Consider the following 23,441-nt stretch of genomic DNA (forward strand, 5'->3'; position numbering starts at 1 on the left):
ACGCGCGCGAGGTGCATCGCTCCGGTCGAGCGCATGATGCTCAGCGACTGCCGCGCGCAACGGCCAGCAAGATCCCGAAGCCGACGAGCAGGACACCAAAGGTGCGGTCGATCCAGTGACGTAAGGACAACAAACGATCGCGGACGGCCCGGGCGGAGAAGCAGGCGGCCACCAGGCTGAACCAGCCCGCATGCGCCAGCGCGATGAACAGGCCGTAACCGATCTGCACGATCAATGGCGTATCGGGGCGAACGGCCTGCATGAACAGGCTGACGATGAACACGGTGGTTTTCGGATTCAGCGCATTGGTCAGGAAACCGGTGCGCAGCGCCGCCAGATCGGACAGCGGCGCGGCAGGCGTTGCGGGCTGTCCGCGCGCGGGCCTGGCTGTGAGCATCTTCGCGCCGAGGTAGATCAGGTAGATCGCCCCGAGGAGCTTCACGGTATTGAAGAGCCACAGGGATTGACGGATCAGCAGGCCTACGCCGAGCAGCGTATAGCTCACGTGTACCGTCACGCCCAGCCCGATCCCCCATGCGGTGAGCAAGCCCGACCGGCGCGACAGCATCAGGCTGTTGCGCGTGACCATCGCGAAATCCGGCCCCGGGCTGATGACCGCGAGTAAAGTGATGGTGACTACGAGTATCCATTCCGTCATTGCATCGTCCTTTTGATTTTCACCGTGATGCGCCAATATTAGGGATCACGGTTCACCAGGAAAAGCGATGATTTCTGACCAAGATGGTGAGTGGGAGTCACAGAATGTTCGCGCCAGTCTGCCGTCGCTGATGGCACTGCGCTGCTTCGAGGCGGCGGCTCGCCATGAGCATTTCAGCCGCGCCGCCGATGAACTGCACGTGACGCACGGCGCCGTCAGTCGCGCGGTGCGCCTGCTCGAAGACGATCTGGGCGTGGCGTTGTTCGAGCGGCGCAGTCGCCGTGTGTTCCTGACCGATGCGGGCCGCAAGCTGGCGCAGGCCGTCCATGAAGGTCTGCATCTGATCAGGCAGACCGCGCATGAATTGCGGACCGAGGCGGCTCGTGCGCAGCGTTCGGTGCTGTCGTGCGAACCCACGCTGCTGATGCGCTGGCTGATCCCGCGCTGGCCGAACTTCCAGGCAATGTACCCGGGCGTCGACATCCACCTAGCCGCGGCGGGTGGCCCGTTCTCGTTCGACCACGGCATCGACATGGCGATCCGCCGCAATGACTTTGCGTGGCCCGACGGTTATCACGCGGAGAAACTGTTCGCAGAAAGGGTGGGGCCGGTGTGCCGGCCCGACAAGGTGGACATGTGGTTTTCCGGCAGCCGGGACGGTCGCGCGCTGAAGCGCGGCGCGCCGCGGCTGCATGCCCGGACACGGCCGGACGCGTGGAAGGAATGGGCGGCGGCCGCGCATCGACCGCCGGGCAGCGGGCGCGGGCTGGTGTTCGACCATTTCTATTTCAGCATTCAGGCGGCCGTCGCGGGGTTGGGTGTCGCAATCGGTCCGTGGCATCTCGTTCGCGATGACCTCGAAAGCGGCGTGCTGGTCGCGCCGATGGGTTTCGTCGAGGACGGCTCGCACTATTGTCTGCTGACGCCGGCGCCCGTGAAGGACGGGAGCGCGCAGTGGGCGCTGCGCGATTGGCTGAAGACGATGGTCTGACGCGTGAGCCGGATCGATGCGCGATGCCGGCAGCATAAAAAAATGGCGCCGCAGGCATTCAGCCCGTGGCGCCATTGCGTGTCGCCACGACGGGCACAGCCCGCCGTAGCTCGACCGCATGCTTAGATCTGCACGGTGTCGGCGACTTCCTTGAAGTCTTCGATCTGGTCGAAGTTCATGTACTTGTAGATCTTGTCGCCGTTGGCATTGAGCACGCCCATGTCGGCCATGTACTCGTCCTTGGTCGGGATCCGGCCGAGACGCGAGCAGATTGCCGCCAGTTCCGCCGAGCCGAGGTACACGTTCGTGTTCTTGCCCAGGCGGTTCGGGAAGTTGCGGGTCGACGTCGACATCACCGTCGCGCCTTCGCGCACCTGCGCCTGGTTGCCCATGCACAGCGAGCAGCCCGGCATTTCGGTGCGGGCGCCGGCCGTGCCGAACACGCCGTAATGACCTTCTTCCGTCAGTTGCTTCTGGTCCATCTTGGTCGGCGGCGCGACCCACAGCTTGACCGGGATGTCGCGCTTGCCTTCCAGCAGCTTCGATGCGGCACGGAAGTGGCCGATGTTGGTCATGCACGAGCCGATGAACACTTCGTCGATCTTCGCACCGGCGACGTCGGACAGCGTCTTCACGTCGTCCGGATCGTTCGGGCACGCAACGATCGGTTCATGGATGTCGGCCAGGTCGATCTCGATGACGGCCGCGTATTCGGCGTCGGCATCCGGCGACAGCAGTTGCGGGTCGGCCAGCCACTGCTCCATCGCCACGATACGGCGCTGCAGGCTGCGCGGATCCTGATAGCCCTGCGCGATCATCCACTTCAGCAGCGTGATGTTGCTGTTGAGGTACTCGATGATCGGTTCCTTGTTCAGGTGCACCGTGCAACCGGCTGCCGAACGCTCCGCCGATGCGTCCGACAGTTCGAACGCTTGCTCGACCTTCAGATCGGGCAGGCCTTCGATTTCGAGGATGCGGCCCGAGAAGATGTTTTTCTTGCCTTGCTTGGCGACCGTCAGCATGCCCTGCTTGATCGCGTACAGCGGAATCGCGTTGACGAGGTCGCGCAGCGTGACGCCAGGCTGCATCTTGCCCTTGAAGCGGACCAGCACCGATTCCGGCATGTCCAGCGGCATCGTGCCGGTGGCGGCCGCGAACGCGACCAGGCCCGAGCCTGCCGGGAAGCTGATGCCGATCGGGAAGCGCGTGTGCGAATCGCCGCCGGTGCCGACGGTGTCGGGCAGCAGCATGCGGTTCAGCCACGAGTGGATCACGCCGTCGCCCGGGCGCAGCGCGATACCGCCACGGGTGCTGATGAAGTTCGGCAGCGTCTGGTGCGTCTTCACGTCGACCGGCTTCGGATAAGCGGCGGTGTGGCAGAACGACTGCATCACGAGGTCGGCCGAGAAGCCGAGGCAGGCCAGATCCTTCAGTTCGTCGCGGGTCATCGGGCCGGTGGTGTCCTGCGAGCCGACCGAGGTCATCTTCGGTTCGCAGTACGTGCCCGGGCGGACGCCCTGGCCTTCCGGCAGGCCGCATGCGCGGCCGACCATCTTCTGCGCGAGCGAGAAGCCCTTGCCGCTGTCGGCCGGCTGGTGCGGCAGGCGGAACAGCGTCGACGGTGCGAGGCCGAGCGCTTCACGTGCCTTCGCGGTCAGGCCGCGGCCGATGATCAGCGGAATGCGGCCGCCGGCGCGCACTTCGTCGAACAGCACGTCGGACTTGACCTGGAATTCGGCGATCACGTTGCCGTCCTTCAGCGCCTTGCCTTCGTACGGGCGCAGTTCGACCACGTCGCCCATGTTCATCTGCGACACGTCGAGCTCGATCGGCAGCGCGCCGGCGTCTTCCATCGTGTTGTAGAAGATGGGGGCGATCTTGCCGCCGAGGCACACGCCGCCGAAGCGCTTGTTCGGGACGAACGGGATGTCTTCGCCGGTGAACCACAGCACCGAGTTGGTGGCCGACTTGCGCGAGGAGCCGGTGCCGACCACGTCGCCCACGTAGGCGACCAGATGACCCTTTTCCTTCAGCGATTCGATGAACTTGACCGGGCCGCGCTTGCCGTCTTCTTCCGGCGTGATGCCGGGGCGCGCGTTCTTCAGCATCGCCAGCGCGTGCATCGGGATGTCCGGGCGGGTGGTGGCGTCCGGGGCCGGCGACAGGTCGTCAGTGTTGGTTTCGCCCGTGACCTTGAACACGGTGATGGTCAGGCTTTCCGGCACTTCCGGACGGCTCGTGAACCATTCGGCGTCAGCCCAGCTCTGCAGCACGGCCTTCGCGTGCGCGTTGCCCTTGTCGGCGAGTTCCTTCACGTCATGGAACTGGTCGAACATCAGCAGGGTTTTCTTCAGTGCGTCGGCAGCGACGGCCGCGACTGCGTCGTCGGACAGCAGCTCGATCAGCGGCTGGATGTTGTAGCCGCCCAGCATCGTGCCGAGCAGTTCGGTCGCGCGCTCGCGCGAGATCAGCGGGCAGGCCGTCTCGCCCTTCGCGACGGCGGCCAGGAAGCCGGCCTTCACGCGCGCGGCTTCGTCGACGCCGGCGGGGACGCGGTGGGTGATCAGGTCGAGCAGCGTCTGCTCTTCGCCTGCGGGCGGGTTCGCCAGCAGTTCCACCAGTTCGGCGGTTTGCTGAGCCGTCAGCGGCAGGGGAGGAATACCGAGCGCGGCGCGGGCGGCCACGTGAGCACGAAAGTTTTCAAGCATGGGGGGACCTGCTGAGATTGCGTTTCAGGGGAAGGGCTTTCCAGGCACGCCGAGGCTGCTGTTCCGGACACTGCTTCACTGCTTGGACGGGATTCTAATCCCAATATGGTCAGGCGTCAAATGTCTTATGTCTTATATAAGAGTTGATTGTGGAACGTCGAGAAACGCGTGCTGTCGCGGCGCACCTTGCGGAAGAATTCGGCGGATTAGGTAGCGGCGTGGTGCAGGGAGTGATCGCGGATCGGGGCGCTGTGGGGCGTACGCACGTCGCAGATGAGGCATTCGCTCGACCGGTGCGATTTCAGTATGTGGAAAATCCAGGGGTGAACCGGTCGAGGTCAGGAAGCTTCAGGATCCCAACGGATGACGAGCGCGACGAGCAAGATAGAGCACGATGAAGACACCGATGCCGATCCAGGCGGTCTCGACCGGCGGCGGCGTCCGAAAAGCGCCCATCACGGTGGTGTGCGCGGTGAACACGGCGAGTGCGAGCAACTTCGCGCTGATCACGCCGCAAATGTTGGCGCGTCGTCGATCGTCGGCGGCGCGGGTGAGTACAGCGCCTTCGTCGCTGCAACCTCGTCGGTCAGTCGAACCACGAGTTCCCGCGGCCCGAGCACTTTCAACTCCGCACCATATCCAAGCAGCTTCCGCGCACCGTGCTCGATCGATTCGATCGGCATCAGGAATTCTTTCCATCCCGGCGGAACCGCGGCATTGCCGGCGCTCTCCAGGACAGGCACGACCTTCACGCGTGCATTGACCAGCCAGCGCTCTCCGCGCGCCGACACCGCGACGTGCGCGCTCAACCGGTAAAGCTCCGCCTCATACCGGCTCATCGCATCACGCCAGTGCTGCGGCAGGTCGAACCGCGCGGGCCGCTTGAATCGCCGGCGCGACGCCGCGAGTTCCCGAATGTTCGCGAGCCGAAAAGTCAGTGCATCGCGCTTGCCGGCGACCTTCGCCACCACGTACCACGCACCGCCCTTGAGCACCAGGCCGAGGGGATCGAGTGCCCGGCGCGACACGCCGCGCCAGCTCTCGTACGTCACCTCGATCCGCTGCGACTGCCATACGGCATCGGCGACCTCGCGCAGAAACGCCGGTGTTTCCTGCGCCCGATACCAATCCATGGTATCGACATGCAGCCGGCTCGCGACACGATCGGCATGCTCGCGCGAGTCCGGCGGCAGGCTGGCGATCATCTTCAGCCGCGCGGACGCGGCCATCCCGTCGAGCCCGAGTTCTCGCGCCGGCCCCGGCAGACCCGCCAGAATCAACGCATGTGCCTCCTGCTCGGTCAGTCCCGTGAGATCGGTACGCCAGCCCTCCTGCAACTGAAAACCGCCGTTGCGTCCGCGATCGCCCCAGATCGGCACGCCGGCCGTCGACAGTTGGTCGATATCGCGCAGGATCGTCCGCTCGGACACCTCCAGCGCGGCAGCCAGCGCCGGCGCGGTCATGCGGCCGCGCGCCTGCAACATCATCATGATCGACAACAGCCGGCTGGCTTTCATGTGCGGCACCTGATCCGGAATACATGACACAGGATGTCATGTTATCGGATCTATGATCCGACACATCCGCGATCGGCCTGCGCGCAACGGAGTCGGGCGCGGGCTTGCCGACACGCGGGCGGTGCTCACGTGAAGGCCGCTGCGCGAAACCCATCGAGGAGAGCGACACATGAAAATCATCACGGGTCCGCTGAGCATGTTCGGCGCGAAAGTCGAAATTGCGGCGCACGAGAAGGGCATCGCCTTCGAGCGCGTGCTGGCGCCGTTCAGCCAGCAGCGCGGCTATGATCCGAAGCATCCGGACGTCTTGCGCATCAATCCGAAGCGTCAGGTGCCGGTGCTGATCGACGGCGACCTGGAGATTTTCGATTCCACGCAGATCTTCGAGTACCTGGAAGACCTGAAGCCCGATCCGGCGCTATGGCCCGCGCAGCCGAAAGCGCGCGCGGTGGCGCGTCAGCTCGAGCACTGCAGCGACGAGGTTTATTTTCCGCACGTGATCCGGTTGATGGGCCTCGAAGAGACGCCGGATCATCCCGCGGCACAGGCCGCACGCGGCGAAGCGCGGCAATACTGTCGACGCATGGAGCGCGTGCTGGCGGACCGGGAATTCCTCGCCGAAAGCTATTCGTACGCCGACATCGCGTTCTACATGGCGCAGTTGTTCGGCGCGCGCAAGGGCGCGCCGATGACGGCGGAGACACCGAACCTGCTCGCCTGGCGCGAACGGATGACCGCGCGTCCGGCCGTGCGGAAAGTGGCCGGTGCGATGGCGGATTATCTCGCTTCGATCGACCATCCGGTTCCGGATTTTCTTCGCGGGCTCTATTAGCCAGCCGGTTGCGCATCGAGCGGCTACGATCTGTCAGTCGCCGCTGGATGTGCACGAATCACCCGCCTGTCACCGGCGGAAAGAACGCCACCTCGCTATCCTCCCGCACGACGAATCCGCCGGTCACCATCTCGCGATTCACGGCCGCGCGCACGGGCCGGTCTATCCGCAGCGCTTCACCACTGCGCGCGTCGCGTGCGGCGAGCGTGGCGCGCAGCGCGTCGACGGTGAGCTCATGCGCATCGATCTGGATGACTTCCTCGTCGGTATCCAGTTGTTCGCGAATGCTCGCAAAGTATTTGATCGTCAGTTTCATTGCGATGTCCCGAGCGAAATCGGTGAAGTCGGTGATATCGGCGGAATCGGAAAGGCGTTGGCCGGCACGTTCATCCCCATCGACGCATCGCCTGATCGTCATGCGCCTTCGGCTCGACCCAGCCGGCCACGCCGTCGTGCCGGATCTCCTTCTTCCAGAAGGGCGCGTGCGTCTTCAGGAAGTCCATGATGAATTCGCACGCATCGAACGCCGGCGCGCGATGCGCGGCGGCCACCACGACGATCACGACCGCGTGGCCGAGCGGAATGCGCCCGACGCGATGCACGATCCTGACCGCCTCGAGCCGCCAGCGCGCGCTGGCTTCCTCGACGATGCTCCACAGCGCCTGCTCGGTCATCGTCGGATAGTGCTCGACTTCCAGCGCGATCACGTCGTCGACGTCGCCTTCGTTGCGCACGACACCGAGGAAATTCACGACCGCGCCGACATTCGGATTGCGAATGAACGGCGCGATCTCGGCGCCGGCGTCGATCGTCGCGTACTGCACACGCACCTCGAAGCCGGCTGCGATCGCCGGCGGCGGCTCGGTGTGTGGGTCGACGGGTTCGGAATGTCCGCCGTCACGCGACGGATCGTCGGATGACGCGGCACGGGATTCGGTGAATCTGGTCATGACGGTTCTCCAGTAGGCGGTGCGCTCCGCTTCGCGCGGCAGCCCGTCAGCCGCCGACGAGCGACATGCGCACGATCGAATGGGTCTTGCCCGACGGCCTGGCCGCACGCGTGGCCCGCCGTTCGGAATAGCGGTCGTCGCGCCGCATCCATCGCGCGCGCACGGTGTCGGCAAGGCGGTCGATCGATTCGGCATCGTCGAGCCACGGCCGCAGGTCGGTGCCCTGCATCGCGAACAGGCATGTATAGAGCTGGCCGTCGGCCGACACGCGTGCGCGCGAGCACGTGCCGCAGAACGGATGCGACACGCTCGCGATGAAACCGACGTCGCCCGCGCCGTCGATGTGCCGGCAGCGGATCGCGGTGGCATCGTGTCCCGGTTCGCCGACGAGCACGAGCGGATAGCTCGCTTCGATGATTTCGCGCATCCGCGCGGCCGGCACGACCTTGTCGCCGGACCACGCGTTCGCGCCGCCGACGTCCATGTATTCGATGAAGCGCACGGCCACGCCGCTATGACGGAAGTGGCGCACGAGCGGCAGGATCTGGCTGTCGTTCGCGCCGCGCTCGATCACGGCGTTGACCTTCACGGGCGCGAGCCCGGCCGCCTGCGCGGCCTCGATGCCGGCCAGCACGCGCGCCACCGGCACGTCAGTGTCGGTCATCCGGCGGAACACGGCATCGTCGATCGCGTCGAGACTCACGGTCACGCGCGACAGGCCCGCATCGCGCAGCGCGCGTGCCTTGGCGGCGAGCAGCGAACCGTTGGTCGTCAGCGCGATTTCGACAGGCTTGCCGTTGACGGTCGTCAGCGTCGCCAGCCGTTCGATCAGCGCTTCGAGGTTGCGGCGCAGCAGTGGCTCGCCGCCGGTGATGCGGATCTTTTCGACGCCGAGCGAGACGAACGCGCGCGCGATCTTCTCCATTTGCGCGAACGACAGTCGCTCGGACGACGGCATGAACGCATAGTCGGAACCGAAGCTGTCTCGCGGCATGCAGTAGCCGCAGCGGAAATTGCACCGGTCGATGACGGACAGCCGCAGATCGCGCAGCGGCCGCGCGAGCGTGTCGAGCGGGCGGGAGAAGGCACCGGGCGATGCGCTGCCGGATTCGGCGGCGGCCGGCGCGGAAGCGATGGCATTCACGATGGGTTCGTCTGCCTGCAGGAAGTGAGCGGAACGGCGTCGCCGATCGGCCGTGCGTGTGCCGACGTGTCGGCGTACGGGTCGTGACGAGCCTCATCGTGAGGATAGGTCGCCGGCTTCCATCGGCAGAGACACAATCCCGCCTGGAATACAGGAATACAGTTCGTCATCCTGGATGCGCGAAAGATGGGCATGGCGAGCCGCCGCATGCTCATGTTCGTGCTCATGCGAGCCAGTGCGCGAAATCGTAATACGGCACGGCGTCGCCGCGCGCGATGCGTCGGCCGGCCGGCAGCCGTGCGAACCCGGTCGCCTGCAGCAGCGATTGCAGCGTGCCGGCGCTTTGCTGCCGCAGTGTGTCGAGGACGGGCGCGCCGGTGGCGTCGATGGTGCGGCGCACGCGCACGAAGCGTTCGCGCTGCGCATCCGGTTCGGCGTCGATGTCGATCGGCAGCGACGGTACGGCCGGCAGGCAGTCGTCGCGTCCCTGCAGACAGCGGATCAGCGGCGCGACGAACAGCGCGAAGGCGATCATCGCCGCGCCCGGATTGCCGGGCAGCAGCACCACGGGCCGTTCGTCGAGCCGCGCGAGCGCGACGGGCTTGCCCGGTTTCATCCGCACGCCCGACACCACGAACGACGCGCCGAGCGCGGTCAGCGCGGGGCGCAGCAGGTCCTTGTCGCCGACCGATGCGCCGCCGACGCAGACAACCAGATCGCAGCGCGCGGCCATTTCGCGCAGTGCCTGATCGACGGCGGCCGGCGTGTCGGCGGCGTGTTCGCTCGCGGTGACGCCAGCACCGGTTCCCGATACCAGAGCCGCGAGCATCGGCGCGTTGCTGTTGTAGATCTGCCGGGGCGCACGCGGCTCGCCGCACGGGACGAGTTCGTCGCCGGTCGTCAGGATGCCGACCCGCAGCGGCGGCCGCACGGCGATGCGCGCGCAACCCTGCGCGGCTGCGACGCCGACGTGCATCGCGCCGAGCCGCACGCCGGCAGGCATCAGCAGGTCGCCCGCGCGCACTTCCTCGCCGCGGCGGCGGATATGCGATCCGCTGCGCTGCGGTGCGTCGAACGTGACGCCGCCGTCCTGCTCGCGCGCGTGCTCCTGGATCACGACGGTGTCGGCACCGGGCGGAATCAGGCTGCCGGTAAAGATTCGCGCTGCCGTGCCCGGTGCCAGCGGCGACGGCGCGTCGCCCGCGTAGCAGCGCTGCGCGACGCGCAGCGGCTCGCCGTGTTCGAGGTCGGCGTGACGGACCGCATAGCCGTCCATCGCGCTCTGGTCGGCGGGCGGCTGGTCGAGCACGGCGGAGAGCGGCGTGGCGAGCACGTGGCCGGCCGCCTGCTCGACCGGAATGGAGACGGCCGCATGCGGCGGCGCGAACGCGGCGGCGAACTGCCGTTGGGCGGTATCGAAATCGGTCAGGGGTTTCATCAAGCGGTGAGCGCATGCGGTTGCGCACGCGTTGGTTCGGGTAGCGGGAGCGCGTCGGGCGACACGTATTCGACGAAGCCGTCGTTGCGGCAGAAGCCGAGCAGCCGCACGCCGGCTTCGCGCGCGACGTCGATCGCAAGCGACGTCGGCGCCGAGATCGTCGCGATCATCGGGATGCCGACGCGCGCCGCCTTGCGCACGAGCTCGTAGCTCGCGCGGCTCGACAGGAACACGAAGCCCGCGCTCAGGTCGGCGCGACGCCGCGCGAGCCAGCCGATCAGCTTGTCGAGCGCGTTGTGGCGGCCGACGTCCTCGAAGACTTCCTGAACGGCGCCGTCGCTGTCGCACCATGCGGCCGCATGGATGCCGCCGGTCGCCCGCATCAGCGGCTGCCGCTGCGGCAACGCGCGGGCCGCGCGCGCGACGGCGTCGGCACCGATGCCGGCCGCCGCACCCGCGGCCGCGATGCGCGGCGGATGGAGGTCGAGCTGCGCGATGCTTTCGATCCCGCAGACACCGCAGCCGGTGCGGCCGGCCAGCGCGCGCCGGTGTGCCTTCAGCGCCATGAACGCCTGCTGCGATACGGTCAGCCGTACTTCGGCGCTGGTCGGCCGATATTCGCTTTCGATGTCGAAGACGTCCGACGCGCGCTCGACGATCCCTTCGCTCAGCGCGAAGCCGAGGCCGAACGCGTCGAGGTCGATCGGCGTCGCCATCATCACCGCGTGTGCGATGCCGTTGAACACGAGTGCAACCGGCGTTTCGTCGACGACGCGATCGACGGTGTCCCATGTTTCGCCGGCACGATGACGCGTCACGTGACACGCGCAGCTCCCGGCCGGATCGTCGGGGCGGTCGTTGGGCTCCATGCTGTTTTCTCCTGGGAGATCGCTCGGCGCGTGCGCCGAGCGATGGGCGCGAATTATGCCGGGGTGGTGCGCGGTGTCGCGCCGGCTCGCCACCGGCAGGCTACGAGTCGATGGTACGGGCGTTCGGCCGTGCGGCGGATGCACAGCGTCGCGGTGCGGAAAGCAGTACAGCTGAGGGCCTCGCGGCCCCGCAACGGGTTTTCCGTACACACATCTTCGGCCCAGGGGAAAGCACAGTTTCAGCGCACGTTCGCGCGATTGCGAGTATCGTCGGAAACGCGATATCGTCATTCACGCTTCGTTGCCGTGTCTCGCGATCCGTCCACGCTTGCACGTGCCGTCGCGAAGCCGTCGCGCGACTTCCTGCTTCGAGCTGACGTTCTCACAACCACGAGCACTTTACGGTCATGGAAATCTTCGATGCGTTCCATCTCGCCCGATTGCAATTCGCGTTCACGGTGTCTTTCCACATCGTGTTTCCGGCGATCAGCATCGGCATGGCGAGCTTTCTCGCGGTGCTGGAATGGCGCTATCTCGTCACCGGCGATGCCGCCTACAAATCCATGTTCCAGTTCTGGTCGAAGATCTTCGCGATCGGCTTCGGGATGGGCGTCGTCTCCGGCGTCGTGATGGCGTACGAGTTCGGCACGAACTGGGCGGGCTTCTCGCGCGTCGCCGGCAACATCACGGGCCCGCTGCTCACGTATGAAGTGCTGACGGCGTTCTTCCTCGAAGCCGGCTTTCTCGGCGTGATGCTGTTCGGCTGGCAGCGCGTGAGCCCGCGCGCCCATTTCTTCGCGACGCTGATGGTCGCGGTCGGCACACTGATCTCCACGTTCTGGATCCTGGCGTCGAACAGCTTCATGCAGACGCCGCAGGGCTACAAGATCGAGAACGGTCTCGTCGTGCCGGTCGACTGGTTCAAGGTCGTCTTCAATCCGTCGTTCCCGTACCGTCTCGTGCACATGACGATCGCGGCGTTCATCGTCGCGGGCTTCATCGTCGCCGCGTGCGGCGCGTGGCACCTGCTGAAGGGGCGCCGCGACGAGCCCGTGAAGCGCAGCTTCTCGATGGCGCTGTGGATGCTGCTGCTGCTCGCACCGATCCAGATCGTCGCCGGCGATGCGCACGGGTTGAACACGCGCGAATACCAGCCGGCGAAGATCGCGGCGATCGAAGGGCTGTGGGAAACCGAGAAGGGCGGCACCGCGCTGAACCTCGTCGGGCTGCCCGACATGCAGGCCGAAACCACGCGCTATTCGATCCAGGTGCCGCACCTCGGCAGCCTGATCCTCACGCACAGCTGGGATGGCGAAATCCGCGGGCTGAAGGAATTCCCGCCGCAGGACCGCCCGTATTCGCCAATCGTGTTCTGGACGTTCCGGATCATGGCGGGCCTCGGGATGCTGATGCTGCTGACCGCGCTGCTCGGGCTGCTGCTGAGAAAGGGCGGGCGCCTGTATGAAACGCGCTGGTTCCAGTGGTTCGTGGTGGGCATGGGGCCGTCGGGTATCGTCGCGCTGCTGGCCGGCTGGATCACGACCGAGGTCGGGCGGCAGCCGTGGACCGTATACGGCGTGCTGCGCACCGTCGATTCGGTCGCGCCGCTCAGCGCGCAGCAGGTCGGCGTGTCGCTGCTGATCTTCGTGGTCGTGTATTTCCTGGTGTTCGGGACGGGTATCTACTACATGATGAAACTGATGAAGCGCGGGCCGGCCGCCGAGGCCGGATACATCGAGCTGCACCGGCATCCGGGGCTGCGCAAGAGCGCGCTGTCCACGCCGCTGAATGTCACCGAAGCGGAGTAAGCCATGCTCATCGATCTTCCTGTCGTGTGGGCCGCGATCATCGGCCTCGGCGTGTTCATCTACGTGATGCTCGACGGCTTCGACCTCGGCATTGGCCTGCTGTTTCCGTTCTTCGACGCGAAGGCCGAACGCGAAGTCATGCTGAATACCGTCGCGCCGGTATGGGACGGCAACGAGACCTTTCTCGTGCTCGGCGGCGCGGGCCTGTACGGTGCGTTCCCGGTCGTGTATTCGACGCTGCTGCCGGCGAATTACCTGCCGCTGGTGCTGATGCTGGTCGGGCTGATCTTCCGCGGCGCGGCGTTCGAGCTGCGCGCCAAGGCGACCCGCACGCAACACATGTGGGATCTCGCATTCATCGGCGGCTCCGCGCTCGCGGCGCTTTGCCAGGGGATCGTGCTCGGTTCGCTGCTGCAGGGCATCAAGATCGAGAACAACCAGTTCGCGGGCGGGCCGTTCGACTGGCTGTCGCCGTTCAGCCTGTTCTGCGGGATCGGCGTGCTCGTCACCTATGCGGCGCTCGGCTGCGGCTGGCTGATCCTGAAAGTCGACGGTGAGTTGCAGCGCAAGATGCGCATGCTGATGAAGCCGCTCGCGGGCGTGCTGCTCGCGGTGATGGGCGTTGTCAGCCTGTGGACCGTGATCGGGCTGCCCGCCGTCGCGCACCGCTGGTTCGGCAGCGGCAACCTCGGCTGGTTCCTGCCGGTGCCGATCCTCGTTGTCGCGTGCGTGTGGGGCATCTTCCATACGGTCAAGCGCGAGCACGAGGCGACGCCGTTCCTGCTGACGCTCGCGCTCGTGTTCCTCGGCTACACCGGGCTCGTGATCAGCATCTGGCCGAACATCGTGCCGCCGTCGCTGACGATCTGGGACGCGTCGTCGAGCCATTCGAGCCAGCTGTTCGCGCTCGTCGGCACCGTGATCGTGCTGCCGGTCATCCTCGTGTACAACGCGATGCAGTACCGCGTGTTCCGCGGCAAGGTTCGCGAGGGTGACGCCGGCTATCACTGACCGGCGCGCTCCGGTGACGGGGCAGGGTGTGCGCGGGCGTATCATCACGCGCAAGCGCGGTGAATCGCGTCACCCGGCCCGGTATCGACCGGACAGCGGCCCGCCACGCGCGGGCCGCTGCACATCGGGCGACGGTGATTCGCATTGCGTATTTCATCGGCAGTCGAGACAACACCATGATCGTCAGACCACGACAAAACTGGCTCAGGATGCTGTTCGTATGGAACGGCTCCGTGCTGCAGTCGATCATTCCGCAACTCGTGTTCATGGCGATCGTCAGCACGCTGGCGGTCTTCACGAACGGGCGCATCTTCGGCGAGAAGATTCCGCTGAACACCGCGCCGTTCACGCTATTCGGGCTGGCACTCGCGATCTTCCTCGCGTTTCGCAACAACGCGAGCTTCGAGCGCTTCAAGGAGGCGCGGCTTTTGTGGGGCAACCTGCTGATCGCGGCGCGCACCGTCACGTCGCAGCTGCGGCGCTACCTGCCCGACAGCGTCGGCGACGCGGAGCGCAACCGGCTCGCCGATCTGCTGATCGCGTTCACGTATGCCTTGAAGCATCAGCTGCGTCATACCGATCCGGCGCAGGACCTGCAGCGCATCCTTGGCGCCGAGCGCGCCGCCTTGTTCGCGCACAAGTGCTATCAGCCGGTCGCGATTCTCGATGACCTGCGCGGCGGAATCGTCCGCGCGCTGGGCCGCGCGCCAGGCAGCGAAGCAACGTGCTGGATGTTCGATGCGCAACTGGCCGAGTTGGGCAAGGCGGTGGGCGGCTGCGAGCGGATCCTGACGACTCCGATCCCGTTTTCGTACAGCGTGCTGCTGCATCGCACCGTCTATGCTTATTGCGTGCTGCTGCCGTTCGGCCTCGTCGATTCGACGGAATTCTTTACGCCGCTCATTTGCGTATTCATCTCGTACACGCTGATCGCGCTCGAAGCGATCGCAAACGAGGTAGCGGAGCCGTTCGGCCTCGCACCGAACGCGCTGGCGCTCGATGCGATGGCGCGTACGATCGAGCGGTCGGTGCTCGAGCTGGGCGATCGCGCGATGCCGGACGAGTTCGTGCCGGCGTCGACGTATCAGATCACGTGAGCGGCGCGGCGACGCGGCCGCGCATGCTTCGTCGGTCCGGCCCGCAGGCGCGACATTGGGGGAACCGGCCAGGGAAGTTTGTGTAGACTCGTGCTCGTTCAATGGAGCCAACAACATGCAACTTCTCGACCACGTGTCCATCGGCGTTCCGGATATCGACCAGGCACGCCCTTTCTACGACGGTGTCATGGCCGCGCTGGGCGCGACCCGGGTTTATGACCGCGGCATCGCGCTTGGTTACGGCGAACGTTGCAATGCCGACGACACCGCCTCCACCTTCCTGGCGATTTATCTGGATCCCGCCGAAGTCGGGGCGAGCAAGCGGCACTGGTGCTTCAAGGCCGCTTCTCGCGCGCAGGTACATGCATTTTTCGAGGCAGCGCTGTCGGCGGGCGGGCGGCCCGATGGCGACCCCGGCTTGAGGCCGCACTATCACGCCGACTACTACGCCGCCTTCGTCATCGACCCGGCCGGCAACCGGATCGAGGCCGTATGCCACGCTGCGCCGTCGGCACACGAGCGGCCGTGACGGCAGGCTTCGCCGGCTGACTGCCGGCGGCACGGCGTTGTCCCGCCGGGTAGCAAGCAAGCGCGGCGCAGGCATGCCGCCGCGCGTCGCCGCCCGCTTGCGTTGATCGCGCGCGTCAATCGAAGTACGTCAGCCCCATCGCGCCTTTCACCTCGGCCAGCGTCGCGCCGGCCACCTCGCGCGCATGCATCGTGCCGCGCTTCAGGATCGCCATCACCTCCGCCTTGTCCGCCTCGAATTCGCGACGACGCGCACGGATCGGCTCGATCAGCGCCTGCAGCCGCTCGTTCAGCACGCGCTTGACGACGCTGTCGCCGAGTCCGCCACGGCGATAGTGCGCCTTCAGTTCGTCGACTTTCTGCACGTCGGGCTCGAACGCGTCGAGGAACGTGAACACGACGTTGCCTTCGACCTGGCCGGGATCGCTCACGCGCAGGTGGTTCGGGTCCGTGTACATGTCCTTCACGGCCTGCGCGATCTCGTCGGGCGTCGAGCCGAGCGTGATCGCGTTGCCGAGCGACTTGCTCATCTTCGCCTTGCCGTCGATGCCCGGCAGCCGCGTGACCGCCGACAGCACGGCCTCGCATTCCACCAGCACGGGCTTGTCGACCGTCGCGTTGAAGCGGCGCACGAGTTCGTTGGTCTGCTCGATCATCGGCAGCTGGTCGTCGCCGACCGGCACGTGTGTCGCCTTGAACGCGGTGATGTCGGCGGCCTGGCTGACGGGATAGGTCAGGAAGCCGGCCGGGATGTCACGCTCGAAGCCGCGCAGGCGGATCTCTTCCTTGATGGTCGGGTTGCGCTCGAGGCGCGCGACCGTCACGAGGTTGAGCAGGTATTGCGACAGCTCGGCGAGCTCGGGCACCTGCGACTGGACGACGATCGTCGAGATCGCCGGATCGATGCCGACGGCCAGGTAGTCGAGCGCGACCTCGATCACGTTCTCGGTGACGCGCTGGCGGCGGCCCATGTTGTCGGTCAGCGCCTGCGTGTCGGCGAGCAGCAGGAACTGCGTCGCCTCGTGCTGCATCTGCACGCGTGCGCGCAGCGAGCCGATGTAATGGCCGAGATGCAGCGGGCCGGTCGTGCGGTCGCCGGTGAGGATGGTCGGTTGGGTCGGGTGCGTCATGGTGTGGATTGGCTCCGGATTATCGAAGCCACCAGCCATGACGTGAGCGCAGAAACGACAATGCCGCCATGGCTGGCGGCATCACGTTCGGGACATGCAAAAGGAAACGGGCCGCCTGGGTCAGGCGCGCCACCAGCGATGCACGTTCGGCGAGGCAGGTTTGGTTTGCATTGCGCGAGTATAGCGTAGTGCGGGGATGGGTGTTGCGTCAGCGCAGGACCGACTCCATCGCGAGATAGGCGGTTTCTGCCGACGGCCACAGCAGGTACAGCAGGCCGGCCATCAGCAGCAGCGCGCCGGCGCGTGCCAGCGGCGTGCGGTCCATGTCGTTCAGGGTGCGGATGTGCTGCTTCAGTTTCTTCATGCTTGCAGGCGCAACGTGCGCCACTCCAACGGTTGCTGCAACGGGTCGCATGGAGCGACGCCGGGGTGTTGCGGGCTTCAACGGGGGCTGGGTGCGGTTGGGGCACCGTGTCGTCTGGGCGGACGGCCGGGCTGGCCGATCGCGGGCATAAAAAAGGGACGGTTGAACGTCGTTTGGCTGCCGTCCATGCCCAGGCGACGGGCATCCTACCAGTTCGGCGGTGTGGACAAGGTCAAGAATTGTCGGGACAGGGGCCGCAAGGGCAGCGTCGAGTCGTTGAGACGCTGCCAGCCCGGGCTGTCGTCGTCCAGATGCAGCGATGCAATTTTTCCTGCCCGACGATCGTAAGGTATCCGTCGGCCGATTGCATCAAGGACCGGGCTGCCTCGTCAGACGGGTGCGCAGCTGCCGTCGTCGGCGGTGCGATAAGCGGATCGTTCGACGCGATGAAAGGGAGCGGCCGCCGCATCCGATGCAATGCGGCGGCCGGGGAGAGGGTGACGAGCGGCGGCGGGCAGATTCAGGTTCGTGGCGTGCGGTACGTCGCGAACCTGCCCGCCCGCGGATTACACGACAGCGGAACGCGCGACCCGCACCGGCACCGACTTGTACGACGGCGTGCCGCTTTCCTTGTCGATGTAGTCGAGCGGCACGAGCACGTTCGCTTCCGGGTAATACGCGCCGACCGACCCCGGCGCGATGTCGTACTCGATCGCCGTGATCTGCTCGAGGCGCAGCGTGCGGCCGGATGCGGTGATCGTCTCGATGTCGACGAGGTCGCCGTGTTCGAGCCCGTACTTCGCGAGATCGGTCGCGTTCATGAACAGCACGTCGCGCCGCCCGAACACGCCGCGATAGCGGTCGTCGAGCCCGTAGATCGTCGTGTTGTACTGGTCGTGGCTGCGCAGCGTGATCAGCCGCAGCACCTGCTCGGCGCCGAGCACGTCGGCGTCTTCCTTCACGCCCTTGTAGACCGAAAACATCGCCTTGCCGGTCGGCGTGGGCCACACGCGCTCGGTGGGCGGCAGCGGCAGGCGGAAGCCGCCCGGCGCGCGGATCCGCTCGTTGAACGCCTCGAAGCCGGGCACCGTCTTGTCGATCAGGTCGCGGATGCGGTCGTAGTCGGCAATCAGGTCGAGCCACGCGACCTTGCTGTTCGGCAGCGTCGCGTGCGCGATCCCCGCGACGATCGCGGGCTCCGAGCGCAACTGGTCGGACGCCGGCTTGAGCTTGCCGGCCGACGCATGGACCATCGACATCGAATCCTCGACGGTGATCGACTGCCGGCCGCTCGCCTGCATGTCGAGCTCGGTGCGGCCGAGCACGGGCAGGATGTAGGTTTCCTTTGCCACCAGAAGATGCGAGCGGTTCAGCTTCGTGCCGAGATGCACGCTCAGATCGAGCTTCGCCATCGCGGGGAACGACAGCTCGGGGTCGGGTAGCGCGACCGCGAAGTTGCCGCCGAGGCACAGCAGCGCCTTGGCCTGGCCGTCGATCATCGCCTGCATCGCCTGCACCGCGTCGTGCCCGTGATGCGCGGGCGGCTTGAAGCCGCACACGTCCTCGATCTTTTGCAGGAACTCGGCCGACGGCTTCTCGGTGATGCCGACCGTGCGGTTGCCCTGCACGTTGGAGTGGCCGCGCAGCGGGCATATGCCCGCACCGGGCTTGCCGAAGTTGCCGCGCATCAGCAGCAGGTCGGCGATCAGGCGCACGGTCGCGGTGCCCTTGTTGTGCTGCGTGACGCCCATCCCGTACGTGACGATCGTCGCGTTCGACTTCGCATAGGCGAGCGCGACCTGCTCGAGCTGCGCCTGGCTCAGGCCGCTCGCGCGCTCGATGTCGTCCCACGACGTCGCCTGCAGGTCGGTGGAAAACGCGTCGAAGCCGTCGGTGTGCTGCGCGATGAAGTCGCGGTCGAGCACGTCGCCGCGCTCGGCCTCGAGCTGCAGCAGCGCCTTCATGATGCCTTTCAGCGCGGCCGCGTCGCCGCCCGCGTCGACCTGGTAGTACGTCGACGCGATGCGCGTCGAGCCGAGCGACGCCATCTCGATCATGTCCTGCGGATCCGCGAAGCGTTCGAGCGCGCGCTCGCGCAGCGGATTGAACACGATGATCGGCACGTTGCGGCGCGAGCACTCGTGCAGCGTGCCCATCATCCGGGGGTGGTTGGTGCCGGGGTTGTGGCCGATCGAGATGATCAGCTCGCAGTGGTCGAAATCCTCCAGCGACACCGTGCCCTTGCCGATCCCGATCGACTGCGGCAGGCCGACGCTGGTCGGCTCGTGGCACATGTTCGAGCAGTCGGGGAAGTTGTTGGTGCCGAGCTCGCGCGCGAAGAGCTGATACAGGTACGCGGCTTCGTTCGACGCGCGGCCCGACGTATAGAACTCGACTTGCTCCGGTGGCAGCGCGCGCAGCACCTCGCCGATGCGCGCGAATGCGTCATCCCATTCGACCGCGCGGAACGTGTCGGTCGCGCGATCGTAGACGAGCGGATGCGTGAGCCGGCCCATGTTCTCCAGCTCGTAGTCGGACATCCGCAGCAGCGACGATACCGTGTTCGCCGCGAAGAACTCGGGGGTCACGCGTTTGGTCGTCGCTTCCCACGTGACAGCCTTCGCGCCGTTCTCGCAGAACTGGAACGTCGACTTGTGTTCCTTGTCGGGCCATGCACAGCCGGGGCAGTCGAAACCGTCGGGCTGGTTGGTCCGCATCAGCACGATCGGCGCTTCGATGGTTTCCATCTGCGTGCGCACAGCCTCGGCTGTCGCGCGAAGCGCGCCCCAACCGCCAGCGGGCCCATCGTACTTCCTGATGCCTGGCACCTCGCGTCGATTTGTCATGTGAATCTCCATGAGCCGGACCCGCTGCGGGGTGGCTCGGGTTGCGCCGCGTCGCGGCGTGAGGCGGCTCCGTCCGGCGAACGGAGCCAGTCATGCGCGCCCGTGCATCCGGGCCCGTCGAGTGTCAGTGCGCATCCATCAAAATAGCGAATCGGCCCATGGCCTCCAAGACACAGTTCGGCATCGGCCAGGCAGGGAATTGCACCCTCACATGCGTGTGCTCGGGAGACGCAAGGAGTACAGACGAGCGCGCATGCGGGTGCCGCGTGCGGGACATGAAAAGGTGGCGGCGTGCGACGCGCGCGAAGCGCGGTGCGACAGTGGCGCGTCGGGCGCGGCACGTGTTGAACGGGAAGAGGCGCACGCGATGCCCGGCAGGCATCACGCGCGGGCGGGACGTCAGGTCGCCGCGTTGCCCTGCGGCGCCACGGCCACCGATGCCTCGCTCGTCAGCATCAGGAACGTGAACGTTTCGCGCAGGTACAGGCGAACAACCTTGTCTGTGTGGCTCGTGTAGCCGATCGACACGTCTTCGCCGAGGTGCAGTTCATAGTCGCCGCCGCGGGTAGACAGCACGCAGCCGCCGCTGATCGCTGGCGCCCAGATGATCTCGCCGCTGACGATGCGCTTGATGTGGCCGAGGACCGGGTAGCCCTGGTCGCGCGCTTCGCTCAGCGCCGTGTAGGCGTCCGAGCCGAGCACGACCGAGTACGGGCCGTCGACGCCGGCGAGCCGAAGCGCTTCCAGCGCGTCGCTGATCGCGTCCGGGTACGCGCTGACGTCGGCCGGCAGCGTGAGCTTGCGGTTCGACGTGCCTTCGCGGATGCCGACGATGTCCGCGGCGAGATAGCCGTCGAAGATTGCGCCGTCTTCCGCGAATGCGAGTTGTTGCGCGGCGTCCTTCGCCGGCTGCCAGTCGGCGTCGCGCGCACCGCGCTCGACGCTGTCGATCGCATCGCGGCTCAATTCGAACGGCACCGTCAGCTCGACGATCGTGCGCACTTCGCGCAGCCGTGCGTTCACCTGCTCGCGCGGTGCGGCGACCTCGCGCAGATGCCCGGTGCCGACGGCCGACAGCTCAGGGCCGGCCGGGCCCTCGACGTCGACCACGCGGCGCCCGGCCACCGAGCGCTTGAAGGTACGTGCCACTTCCTCCTCGATCTGCTCCCAGGCGGACGAGGAAACCGGCGCGAGTTCGCGGTGCAGGTTATTCATGGGCTTTGGCTCCTTTCAGCGATCCGATATTCAGCGAGCCGTCACGACGCGACTCGGGCGAGGTGGGGGCCGGCGGCGCGGCGGTGGCGTCGGCCGGTGCGGCGCGATCGGCGAGCGCTTCGAGCAGGTCGGCCGACGGCACGAAAAACAGCGAGCCGGTGACCGCGCGGCTGTAGTCGAGCAGCCGGTCGTAATTGCCGGGCGGGCGGCCGACAAACATGTTCTCGAGCATCTGCTCGATCGGCGCCGGCGAGCGCGCGTAGCCGATGAAATAGGTGCCGAATTCGCCGAAGCCGGGGCGCCCGAACGGCATGTTGTCGCGCAGGATCTTCACTTCCTTGCCGTCTTCGTCGAGCGTGGTCAGCGAGCTGTGCGAGCACGACGGTTTCACGTCCGGCGCGAGCTCGATGTCGGACAGCTTGGTGCGCCCGATGATGCGCTCCTGCGTCTCGACCGCGAGCGCGTTCCAGCCGGCCATGTCGTGCAGGTACTTCTGCACGATCACGTAGCTGCCGCCCGCGAATGCCGGATCCTCGTTGCCGATCACCGTGAAGTCGACCGCCTCGCGGCCTTCCGGGTTTTCGGTGCCATCGACGAAACCGATCATCGCGCGCTGGTCGAAGTTGCGGAAGCCGTGCACCTCGTCGACGACCGTGACTGCGTCGCCCAGCGCGCCGAGCAATTGCGTTGCGAGCTCGAAGCACAGGTCCATCGCCTCGGCGCGGATGTGCAGCAGGATGTCGCCCGGCGTCGCGACCGCGACACGCTGGCCGGCGCCGAATTCGCGGAACGGATGCAGCGACGCGGGGCGCGGATCGCCGAACAGCGCATCCCATGCGTCGGCGCCGAAGCCGCACACGCAGGACAGGTTGCCGCCCGGCACGCGCTTGCCGACCGAGCGCACGAGCGCGGCGATGTCGCCGCACCACGCGCGGATCGTGTCGGCTCGGTCGGCGCCCGGGTTGACGGTTGCGACGAGGAAGATCGCGCTGCGCGTGATCGGACTGTGAACGGCCTGGGAGAGCGGGGGAAGGGTTTGCATCGCGGCCTGCCGGTCAGTCATGTCGGGACGGACGTGCCGAGGATGTCGCGGCGCGCGAAGACGCACGGTTGGACTGTGTCATGCGACTGTTCTCTTTGTGACATGCGGATGAAGGACGTTGCACGGGCATCGCGCAACGGGCCGTGGCAGCGGCGGCCTGCCGCCCGGGCGCGCAAGGGGAGGCAGGCAGGATGGCCGCGCGTTCGCCCGGCGCATGACCTCGCCGCACCGCGTAACGTCGTCGAGCCTGCAATCTAGCAGCTTCGGCGGGTCTTTGGAACACGTATCGGCAATCTGTGATTCGAATGGATTGATCGGAGTCCGTTTTCGCGTCGCGGGCGCGCGGCTGTACTCCTGAAGCGCGCGGCGCTGTGCTCTTGAGCGGGTGTGGCGCGTGCAGTAGATTAGGTTCGCTCCGCCCACCGACGAGGACCGTCATGATGAACCTGCTGGAAGCGATGCCGGTTTTAATCGCGGTGGTCGCGCATGGCGGGGCGTCCGGCGCGGCGTCCGACCTGAAACGCGGCGACGCGCAGGTGAACGCGCGGGTCGATTGCCTCGAACGGGATCCCGGCTGCAGATCGTTGCCGGACCGCGCAGGCGACGCCATGGCGTGTACCGATGCTGGCGTCGCGTTCCACCCGTGCTGCCGAAGCACGCTGTCCGAGGCCGCGCAAGCCATCGCCCAGATCGATGCGTGCGCAACCGTTCAGGATTTACCCGTCGGGGGCTTTCCGCCGCTCGAAACCATCGACCGTGTCGACGGATCTTCGATCGCGGAACCTATGCCATTGCACGAGTCATCGCGTTGAATACGTCCACTGTTTCCGCCGATACGGCCGCCGAGCGCATCCGCCGCCGCTTCGGACACTTCCTCCATGCGGCCGAGCTGGTCGGGCTGATCGTGATCGGCCTAGCGACCGCGTTCGCGATGGCGCAGGAAGCGTGGAAAGTCGTGCTCGCGGGTGAGGTGTCGCTGACCGACCTGCTGCTGATGTTCCTGTATCTCGAAGTGCTCGCGATGGACGTGCGCTACCTGCGACTCGGCCGGCTGCCAGTGCGCTTTCCGCTGTTCATCGCGATGACGTCGCTCGCGCGCGACCTGATCCTGCGCGGCGCCACCGACAGCCCCGAGCGAATGCTGATGACCACGTTCGGGATCGTGCTGCTTGCGGTGGGCGTACTGATCCTCAGCTTCGGTCAGCACCGTTTTCCGGCGGAAGTCGACGATGTCGAGGAGGACGCGCACACGCGTCGTTAAGGCCGCGCCTGGCCGGCGCTGTCGGTGAAGAA

General features: G+C 66.5%; 22 protein-coding genes. 8 read left to right on the forward strand and 14 right to left on the reverse strand.

Annotated features, from left to right (window positions below):
• Window positions 1-40: 40 nt before the first annotated feature.
• A complete protein-coding gene (locus BTE28158_RS26140) occupies window positions 41-658 on the reverse strand; it encodes a LysE family translocator (protein ID WP_151048116.1) in 618 nt (205 codons plus the stop codon).
• 67 nt (window positions 659-725) lie between these two features.
• Between BTE28158_RS26140 and BTE28158_RS26145 the strand changes: the two genes are divergently transcribed.
• On the forward strand, window positions 726-1,649 hold the full coding sequence (locus tag BTE28158_RS26145) for a LysR family transcriptional regulator (RefSeq protein WP_151048117.1): 924 nt from the start codon (window positions 726-728) through the stop codon (window positions 1,647-1,649).
• A 122-nt stretch (window positions 1,650-1,771) separates the two neighbouring features.
• On the opposite strand, the gene acnB is transcribed toward BTE28158_RS26145, so the two are convergent.
• The 3 genes from acnB to BTE28158_RS26160 all read right to left on the reverse strand — a co-directional run bounded on the left by acnB (window position 1,772) and on the right by BTE28158_RS26160 (window position 5,874).
• Window positions 1,772-4,357 (reverse strand): bifunctional aconitate hydratase 2/2-methylisocitrate dehydratase, encoded by a 2,586-nt coding sequence (gene acnB, locus BTE28158_RS26150; RefSeq protein ID WP_124625504.1) that lies wholly within the window; start codon window positions 4,355-4,357, stop codon window positions 1,772-1,774.
• Window positions 4,358-4,705: 348 nt separating this feature from the next.
• Entirely contained in the window at window positions 4,706-4,867 is a 162-nt protein-coding gene (locus tag BTE28158_RS26155) for a hypothetical protein (RefSeq protein ID WP_170296393.1), read from the reverse strand.
• Window positions 4,864-5,874 (reverse strand): helix-turn-helix transcriptional regulator, encoded by a 1,011-nt coding sequence (locus tag BTE28158_RS26160; RefSeq protein WP_151048118.1) that lies wholly within the window; start codon window positions 5,872-5,874, stop codon window positions 4,864-4,866. Before BTE28158_RS26160 ends, BTE28158_RS26155 begins: the two co-directional genes overlap by 4 nt.
• A 169-nt stretch (window positions 5,875-6,043) precedes the next feature.
• On the opposite strand from BTE28158_RS26160, the gene BTE28158_RS26165 reads away from it, so the two are divergent.
• A complete protein-coding gene (locus BTE28158_RS26165; RefSeq protein WP_151048119.1) occupies window positions 6,044-6,706 on the forward strand; it encodes a glutathione S-transferase family protein in 663 nt (220 codons plus the stop codon).
• A 58-nt stretch (window positions 6,707-6,764) separates the two neighbouring features.
• On the opposite strand, the gene moaD is transcribed toward BTE28158_RS26165, so the two are convergent.
• The 5 genes from moaD to fdhD all read right to left on the reverse strand — a co-directional run bounded on the left by moaD (window position 6,765) and on the right by fdhD (window position 11,107).
• On the reverse strand, window positions 6,765-7,022 hold the full coding sequence (moaD, locus tag BTE28158_RS26170) for a molybdopterin converting factor subunit 1 (RefSeq protein WP_124625502.1): 258 nt from the start codon (window positions 7,020-7,022) through the stop codon (window positions 6,765-6,767).
• A 70-nt stretch (window positions 7,023-7,092) separates the two neighbouring features.
• The gene (locus BTE28158_RS26175) at window positions 7,093-7,656 is read right to left on the reverse strand and encodes a molybdenum cofactor biosynthesis protein MoaE (RefSeq protein WP_124625499.1); all 564 of its coding nucleotides are present in this window, start codon (window positions 7,654-7,656) and stop codon (window positions 7,093-7,095) included.
• A gap of 46 nt (window positions 7,657-7,702) precedes the next feature.
• Entirely contained in the window at window positions 7,703-8,821 is a 1,119-nt protein-coding gene (moaA, locus tag BTE28158_RS26180) for a GTP 3',8-cyclase MoaA (RefSeq protein ID WP_151048120.1), read from the reverse strand.
• Window positions 8,822-9,023: 202 nt separating this feature from the next.
• Complete coding sequence (locus BTE28158_RS26185; protein ID WP_151048121.1) at window positions 9,024-10,238, reverse strand: molybdopterin molybdotransferase MoeA; 1,215 nt, start codon at window positions 10,236-10,238, stop codon at window positions 9,024-9,026.
• Window positions 10,238-11,107 carry a formate dehydrogenase accessory sulfurtransferase FdhD gene (gene fdhD, locus BTE28158_RS26190; protein WP_174920161.1) on the reverse strand — a complete coding sequence of 290 codons (870 nt, stop codon included), beginning with the start codon at window positions 11,105-11,107 and terminating at the stop codon, window positions 10,238-10,240. The genes BTE28158_RS26185 and fdhD overlap by 1 nt, the downstream gene beginning before the upstream one ends.
• Window positions 11,108-11,514: 407 nt before the next feature.
• On the opposite strand from fdhD, the gene BTE28158_RS26195 reads away from it, so the two are divergent.
• From BTE28158_RS26195 to BTE28158_RS26210, 4 genes are all read left to right on the forward strand, one after another.
• Window positions 11,515-12,915 (forward strand): cytochrome ubiquinol oxidase subunit I, encoded by a 1,401-nt coding sequence (locus tag BTE28158_RS26195; RefSeq protein ID WP_059605895.1) that lies wholly within the window; start codon window positions 11,515-11,517, stop codon window positions 12,913-12,915.
• Between the two features lie 3 nt (window positions 12,916-12,918).
• Window positions 12,919-13,926, forward strand: a complete 1,008-nt coding sequence (cydB, locus tag BTE28158_RS26200; protein WP_151049028.1) for a cytochrome d ubiquinol oxidase subunit II — start codon at window positions 12,919-12,921, stop codon at window positions 13,924-13,926.
• Window positions 13,927-14,102: 176 nt separating this feature from the next.
• Window positions 14,103-15,023, forward strand: a complete 921-nt coding sequence (locus BTE28158_RS26205) for a bestrophin family protein (RefSeq protein WP_151049029.1) — start codon at window positions 14,103-14,105, stop codon at window positions 15,021-15,023.
• Window positions 15,024-15,138: 115 nt separating this feature from the next.
• A complete protein-coding gene (locus BTE28158_RS26210; protein WP_151049030.1) occupies window positions 15,139-15,552 on the forward strand; it encodes a VOC family protein in 414 nt (137 codons plus the stop codon).
• 115 nt (window positions 15,553-15,667) lie between these two features.
• Here BTE28158_RS26210 and trpS read toward each other — a convergent pair whose 3' ends face one another.
• The 5 genes from trpS to BTE28158_RS26235 all read right to left on the reverse strand — a co-directional run bounded on the left by trpS (window position 15,668) and on the right by BTE28158_RS26235 (window position 22,169).
• A complete protein-coding gene (gene trpS / locus BTE28158_RS26215; protein ID WP_059605907.1) occupies window positions 15,668-16,681 on the reverse strand; it encodes a tryptophan--tRNA ligase in 1,014 nt (337 codons plus the stop codon).
• Between the two features lie 208 nt (window positions 16,682-16,889).
• On the reverse strand, window positions 16,890-17,045 hold the full coding sequence (locus BTE28158_RS26220; protein WP_170296427.1) for a hypothetical protein: 156 nt from the start codon (window positions 17,043-17,045) through the stop codon (window positions 16,890-16,892).
• 566 nt (window positions 17,046-17,611) lie between these two features.
• Window positions 17,612-19,891, reverse strand: coding sequence for an FdhF/YdeP family oxidoreductase (locus BTE28158_RS26225; RefSeq protein WP_151049031.1), 2,280 nt, complete (start codon window positions 19,889-19,891; stop codon window positions 17,612-17,614).
• A gap of 399 nt (window positions 19,892-20,290) precedes the next feature.
• Window positions 20,291-21,106, reverse strand: coding sequence for a family 1 encapsulin nanocompartment shell protein (locus BTE28158_RS26230; RefSeq protein ID WP_059605914.1), 816 nt, complete (start codon window positions 21,104-21,106; stop codon window positions 20,291-20,293).
• Window positions 21,099-22,169, reverse strand: coding sequence for a Dyp-type peroxidase (locus BTE28158_RS26235; protein WP_059605917.1), 1,071 nt, complete (start codon window positions 22,167-22,169; stop codon window positions 21,099-21,101). Before BTE28158_RS26235 ends, BTE28158_RS26230 begins: the two co-directional genes overlap by 8 nt.
• A gap of 416 nt (window positions 22,170-22,585) precedes the next feature.
• Here BTE28158_RS26235 and BTE28158_RS26240 point away from each other — a divergent pair, with 416 nt between their 5' ends.
• Together BTE28158_RS26240 and BTE28158_RS26245 are read left to right on the forward strand one after the other, a co-directional pair.
• Entirely contained in the window at window positions 22,586-22,960 is a 375-nt protein-coding gene (locus BTE28158_RS26240; RefSeq protein WP_151049033.1) for a LysR family transcriptional regulator, read from the forward strand.
• A complete protein-coding gene (locus BTE28158_RS26245) occupies window positions 22,957-23,409 on the forward strand; it encodes a phosphate-starvation-inducible protein PsiE (protein ID WP_151049034.1) in 453 nt (150 codons plus the stop codon). The genes BTE28158_RS26240 and BTE28158_RS26245 overlap by 4 nt, the downstream gene beginning before the upstream one ends.
• Window positions 23,410-23,441: the final 32 nt, after the last annotated feature.

Source organism: Burkholderia diffusa, assembly GCF_902499115.1.
GTDB lineage: Bacteria > Pseudomonadota > Gammaproteobacteria > Burkholderiales > Burkholderiaceae > Burkholderia > Burkholderia diffusa.

Excerpts from the sequence above, each read along its gene's own strand:
- BTE28158_RS26205 (WP_151049029.1), top strand. The coding sequence starts at position 14,103 with ATGATCGTCAGACCACGACAAAACTGGCTCAGGATGCTGTTCGTATGG.
- BTE28158_RS26240 (WP_151049033.1), top strand. The coding sequence starts at position 22,586 with ATGATGAACCTGCTGGAAGCGATGCCGGTTTTAATCGCGGTGGTCGCG.
- cydB (WP_151049028.1), top strand. The coding sequence starts at position 12,919 with ATGCTCATCGATCTTCCTGTCGTGTGGGCCGCGATCATCGGCCTCGGC.
- BTE28158_RS26210 (WP_151049030.1), top strand. The coding sequence starts at position 15,139 with ATGCAACTTCTCGACCACGTGTCCATCGGCGTTCCGGATATCGACCAG.
- BTE28158_RS26185 (WP_151048121.1), bottom strand. The coding sequence starts at position 10,238 with ATGAAACCCCTGACCGATTTCGATACCGCCCAACGGCAGTTCGCCGCC.
- trpS (WP_059605907.1), bottom strand. The coding sequence starts at position 16,681 with ATGACGCACCCGACCCAACCGACCATCCTCACCGGCGACCGCACGACC.
- BTE28158_RS26235 (WP_059605917.1), bottom strand. The coding sequence starts at position 22,169 with ATGACTGACCGGCAGGCCGCGATGCAAACCCTTCCCCCGCTCTCCCAG.
- BTE28158_RS26160 (WP_151048118.1), bottom strand. The coding sequence starts at position 5,874 with ATGAAAGCCAGCCGGCTGTTGTCGATCATGATGATGTTGCAGGCGCGC.
- BTE28158_RS26220 (WP_170296427.1), bottom strand. The coding sequence starts at position 17,045 with ATGAAGAAACTGAAGCAGCACATCCGCACCCTGAACGACATGGACCGC.
- BTE28158_RS26145 (WP_151048117.1), top strand. The coding sequence starts at position 726 with ATGATTTCTGACCAAGATGGTGAGTGGGAGTCACAGAATGTTCGCGCC.
- BTE28158_RS26165 (WP_151048119.1), top strand. The coding sequence starts at position 6,044 with ATGAAAATCATCACGGGTCCGCTGAGCATGTTCGGCGCGAAAGTCGAA.
- acnB (WP_124625504.1), bottom strand. The coding sequence starts at position 4,357 with ATGCTTGAAAACTTTCGTGCTCACGTGGCCGCCCGCGCCGCGCTCGGT.
- BTE28158_RS26195 (WP_059605895.1), top strand. The coding sequence starts at position 11,515 with ATGGAAATCTTCGATGCGTTCCATCTCGCCCGATTGCAATTCGCGTTC.
- BTE28158_RS26140 (WP_151048116.1), bottom strand. The coding sequence starts at position 658 with ATGACGGAATGGATACTCGTAGTCACCATCACTTTACTCGCGGTCATC.
- BTE28158_RS26225 (WP_151049031.1), bottom strand. The coding sequence starts at position 19,891 with ATGACAAATCGACGCGAGGTGCCAGGCATCAGGAAGTACGATGGGCCC.
- BTE28158_RS26230 (WP_059605914.1), bottom strand. The coding sequence starts at position 21,106 with ATGAATAACCTGCACCGCGAACTCGCGCCGGTTTCCTCGTCCGCCTGG.
- BTE28158_RS26175 (WP_124625499.1), bottom strand. The coding sequence starts at position 7,656 with ATGACCAGATTCACCGAATCCCGTGCCGCGTCATCCGACGATCCGTCG.
- fdhD (WP_174920161.1), bottom strand. The coding sequence starts at position 11,107 with ATGGAGCCCAACGACCGCCCCGACGATCCGGCCGGGAGCTGCGCGTGT.
- moaD (WP_124625502.1), bottom strand. The coding sequence starts at position 7,022 with ATGAAACTGACGATCAAATACTTTGCGAGCATTCGCGAACAACTGGAT.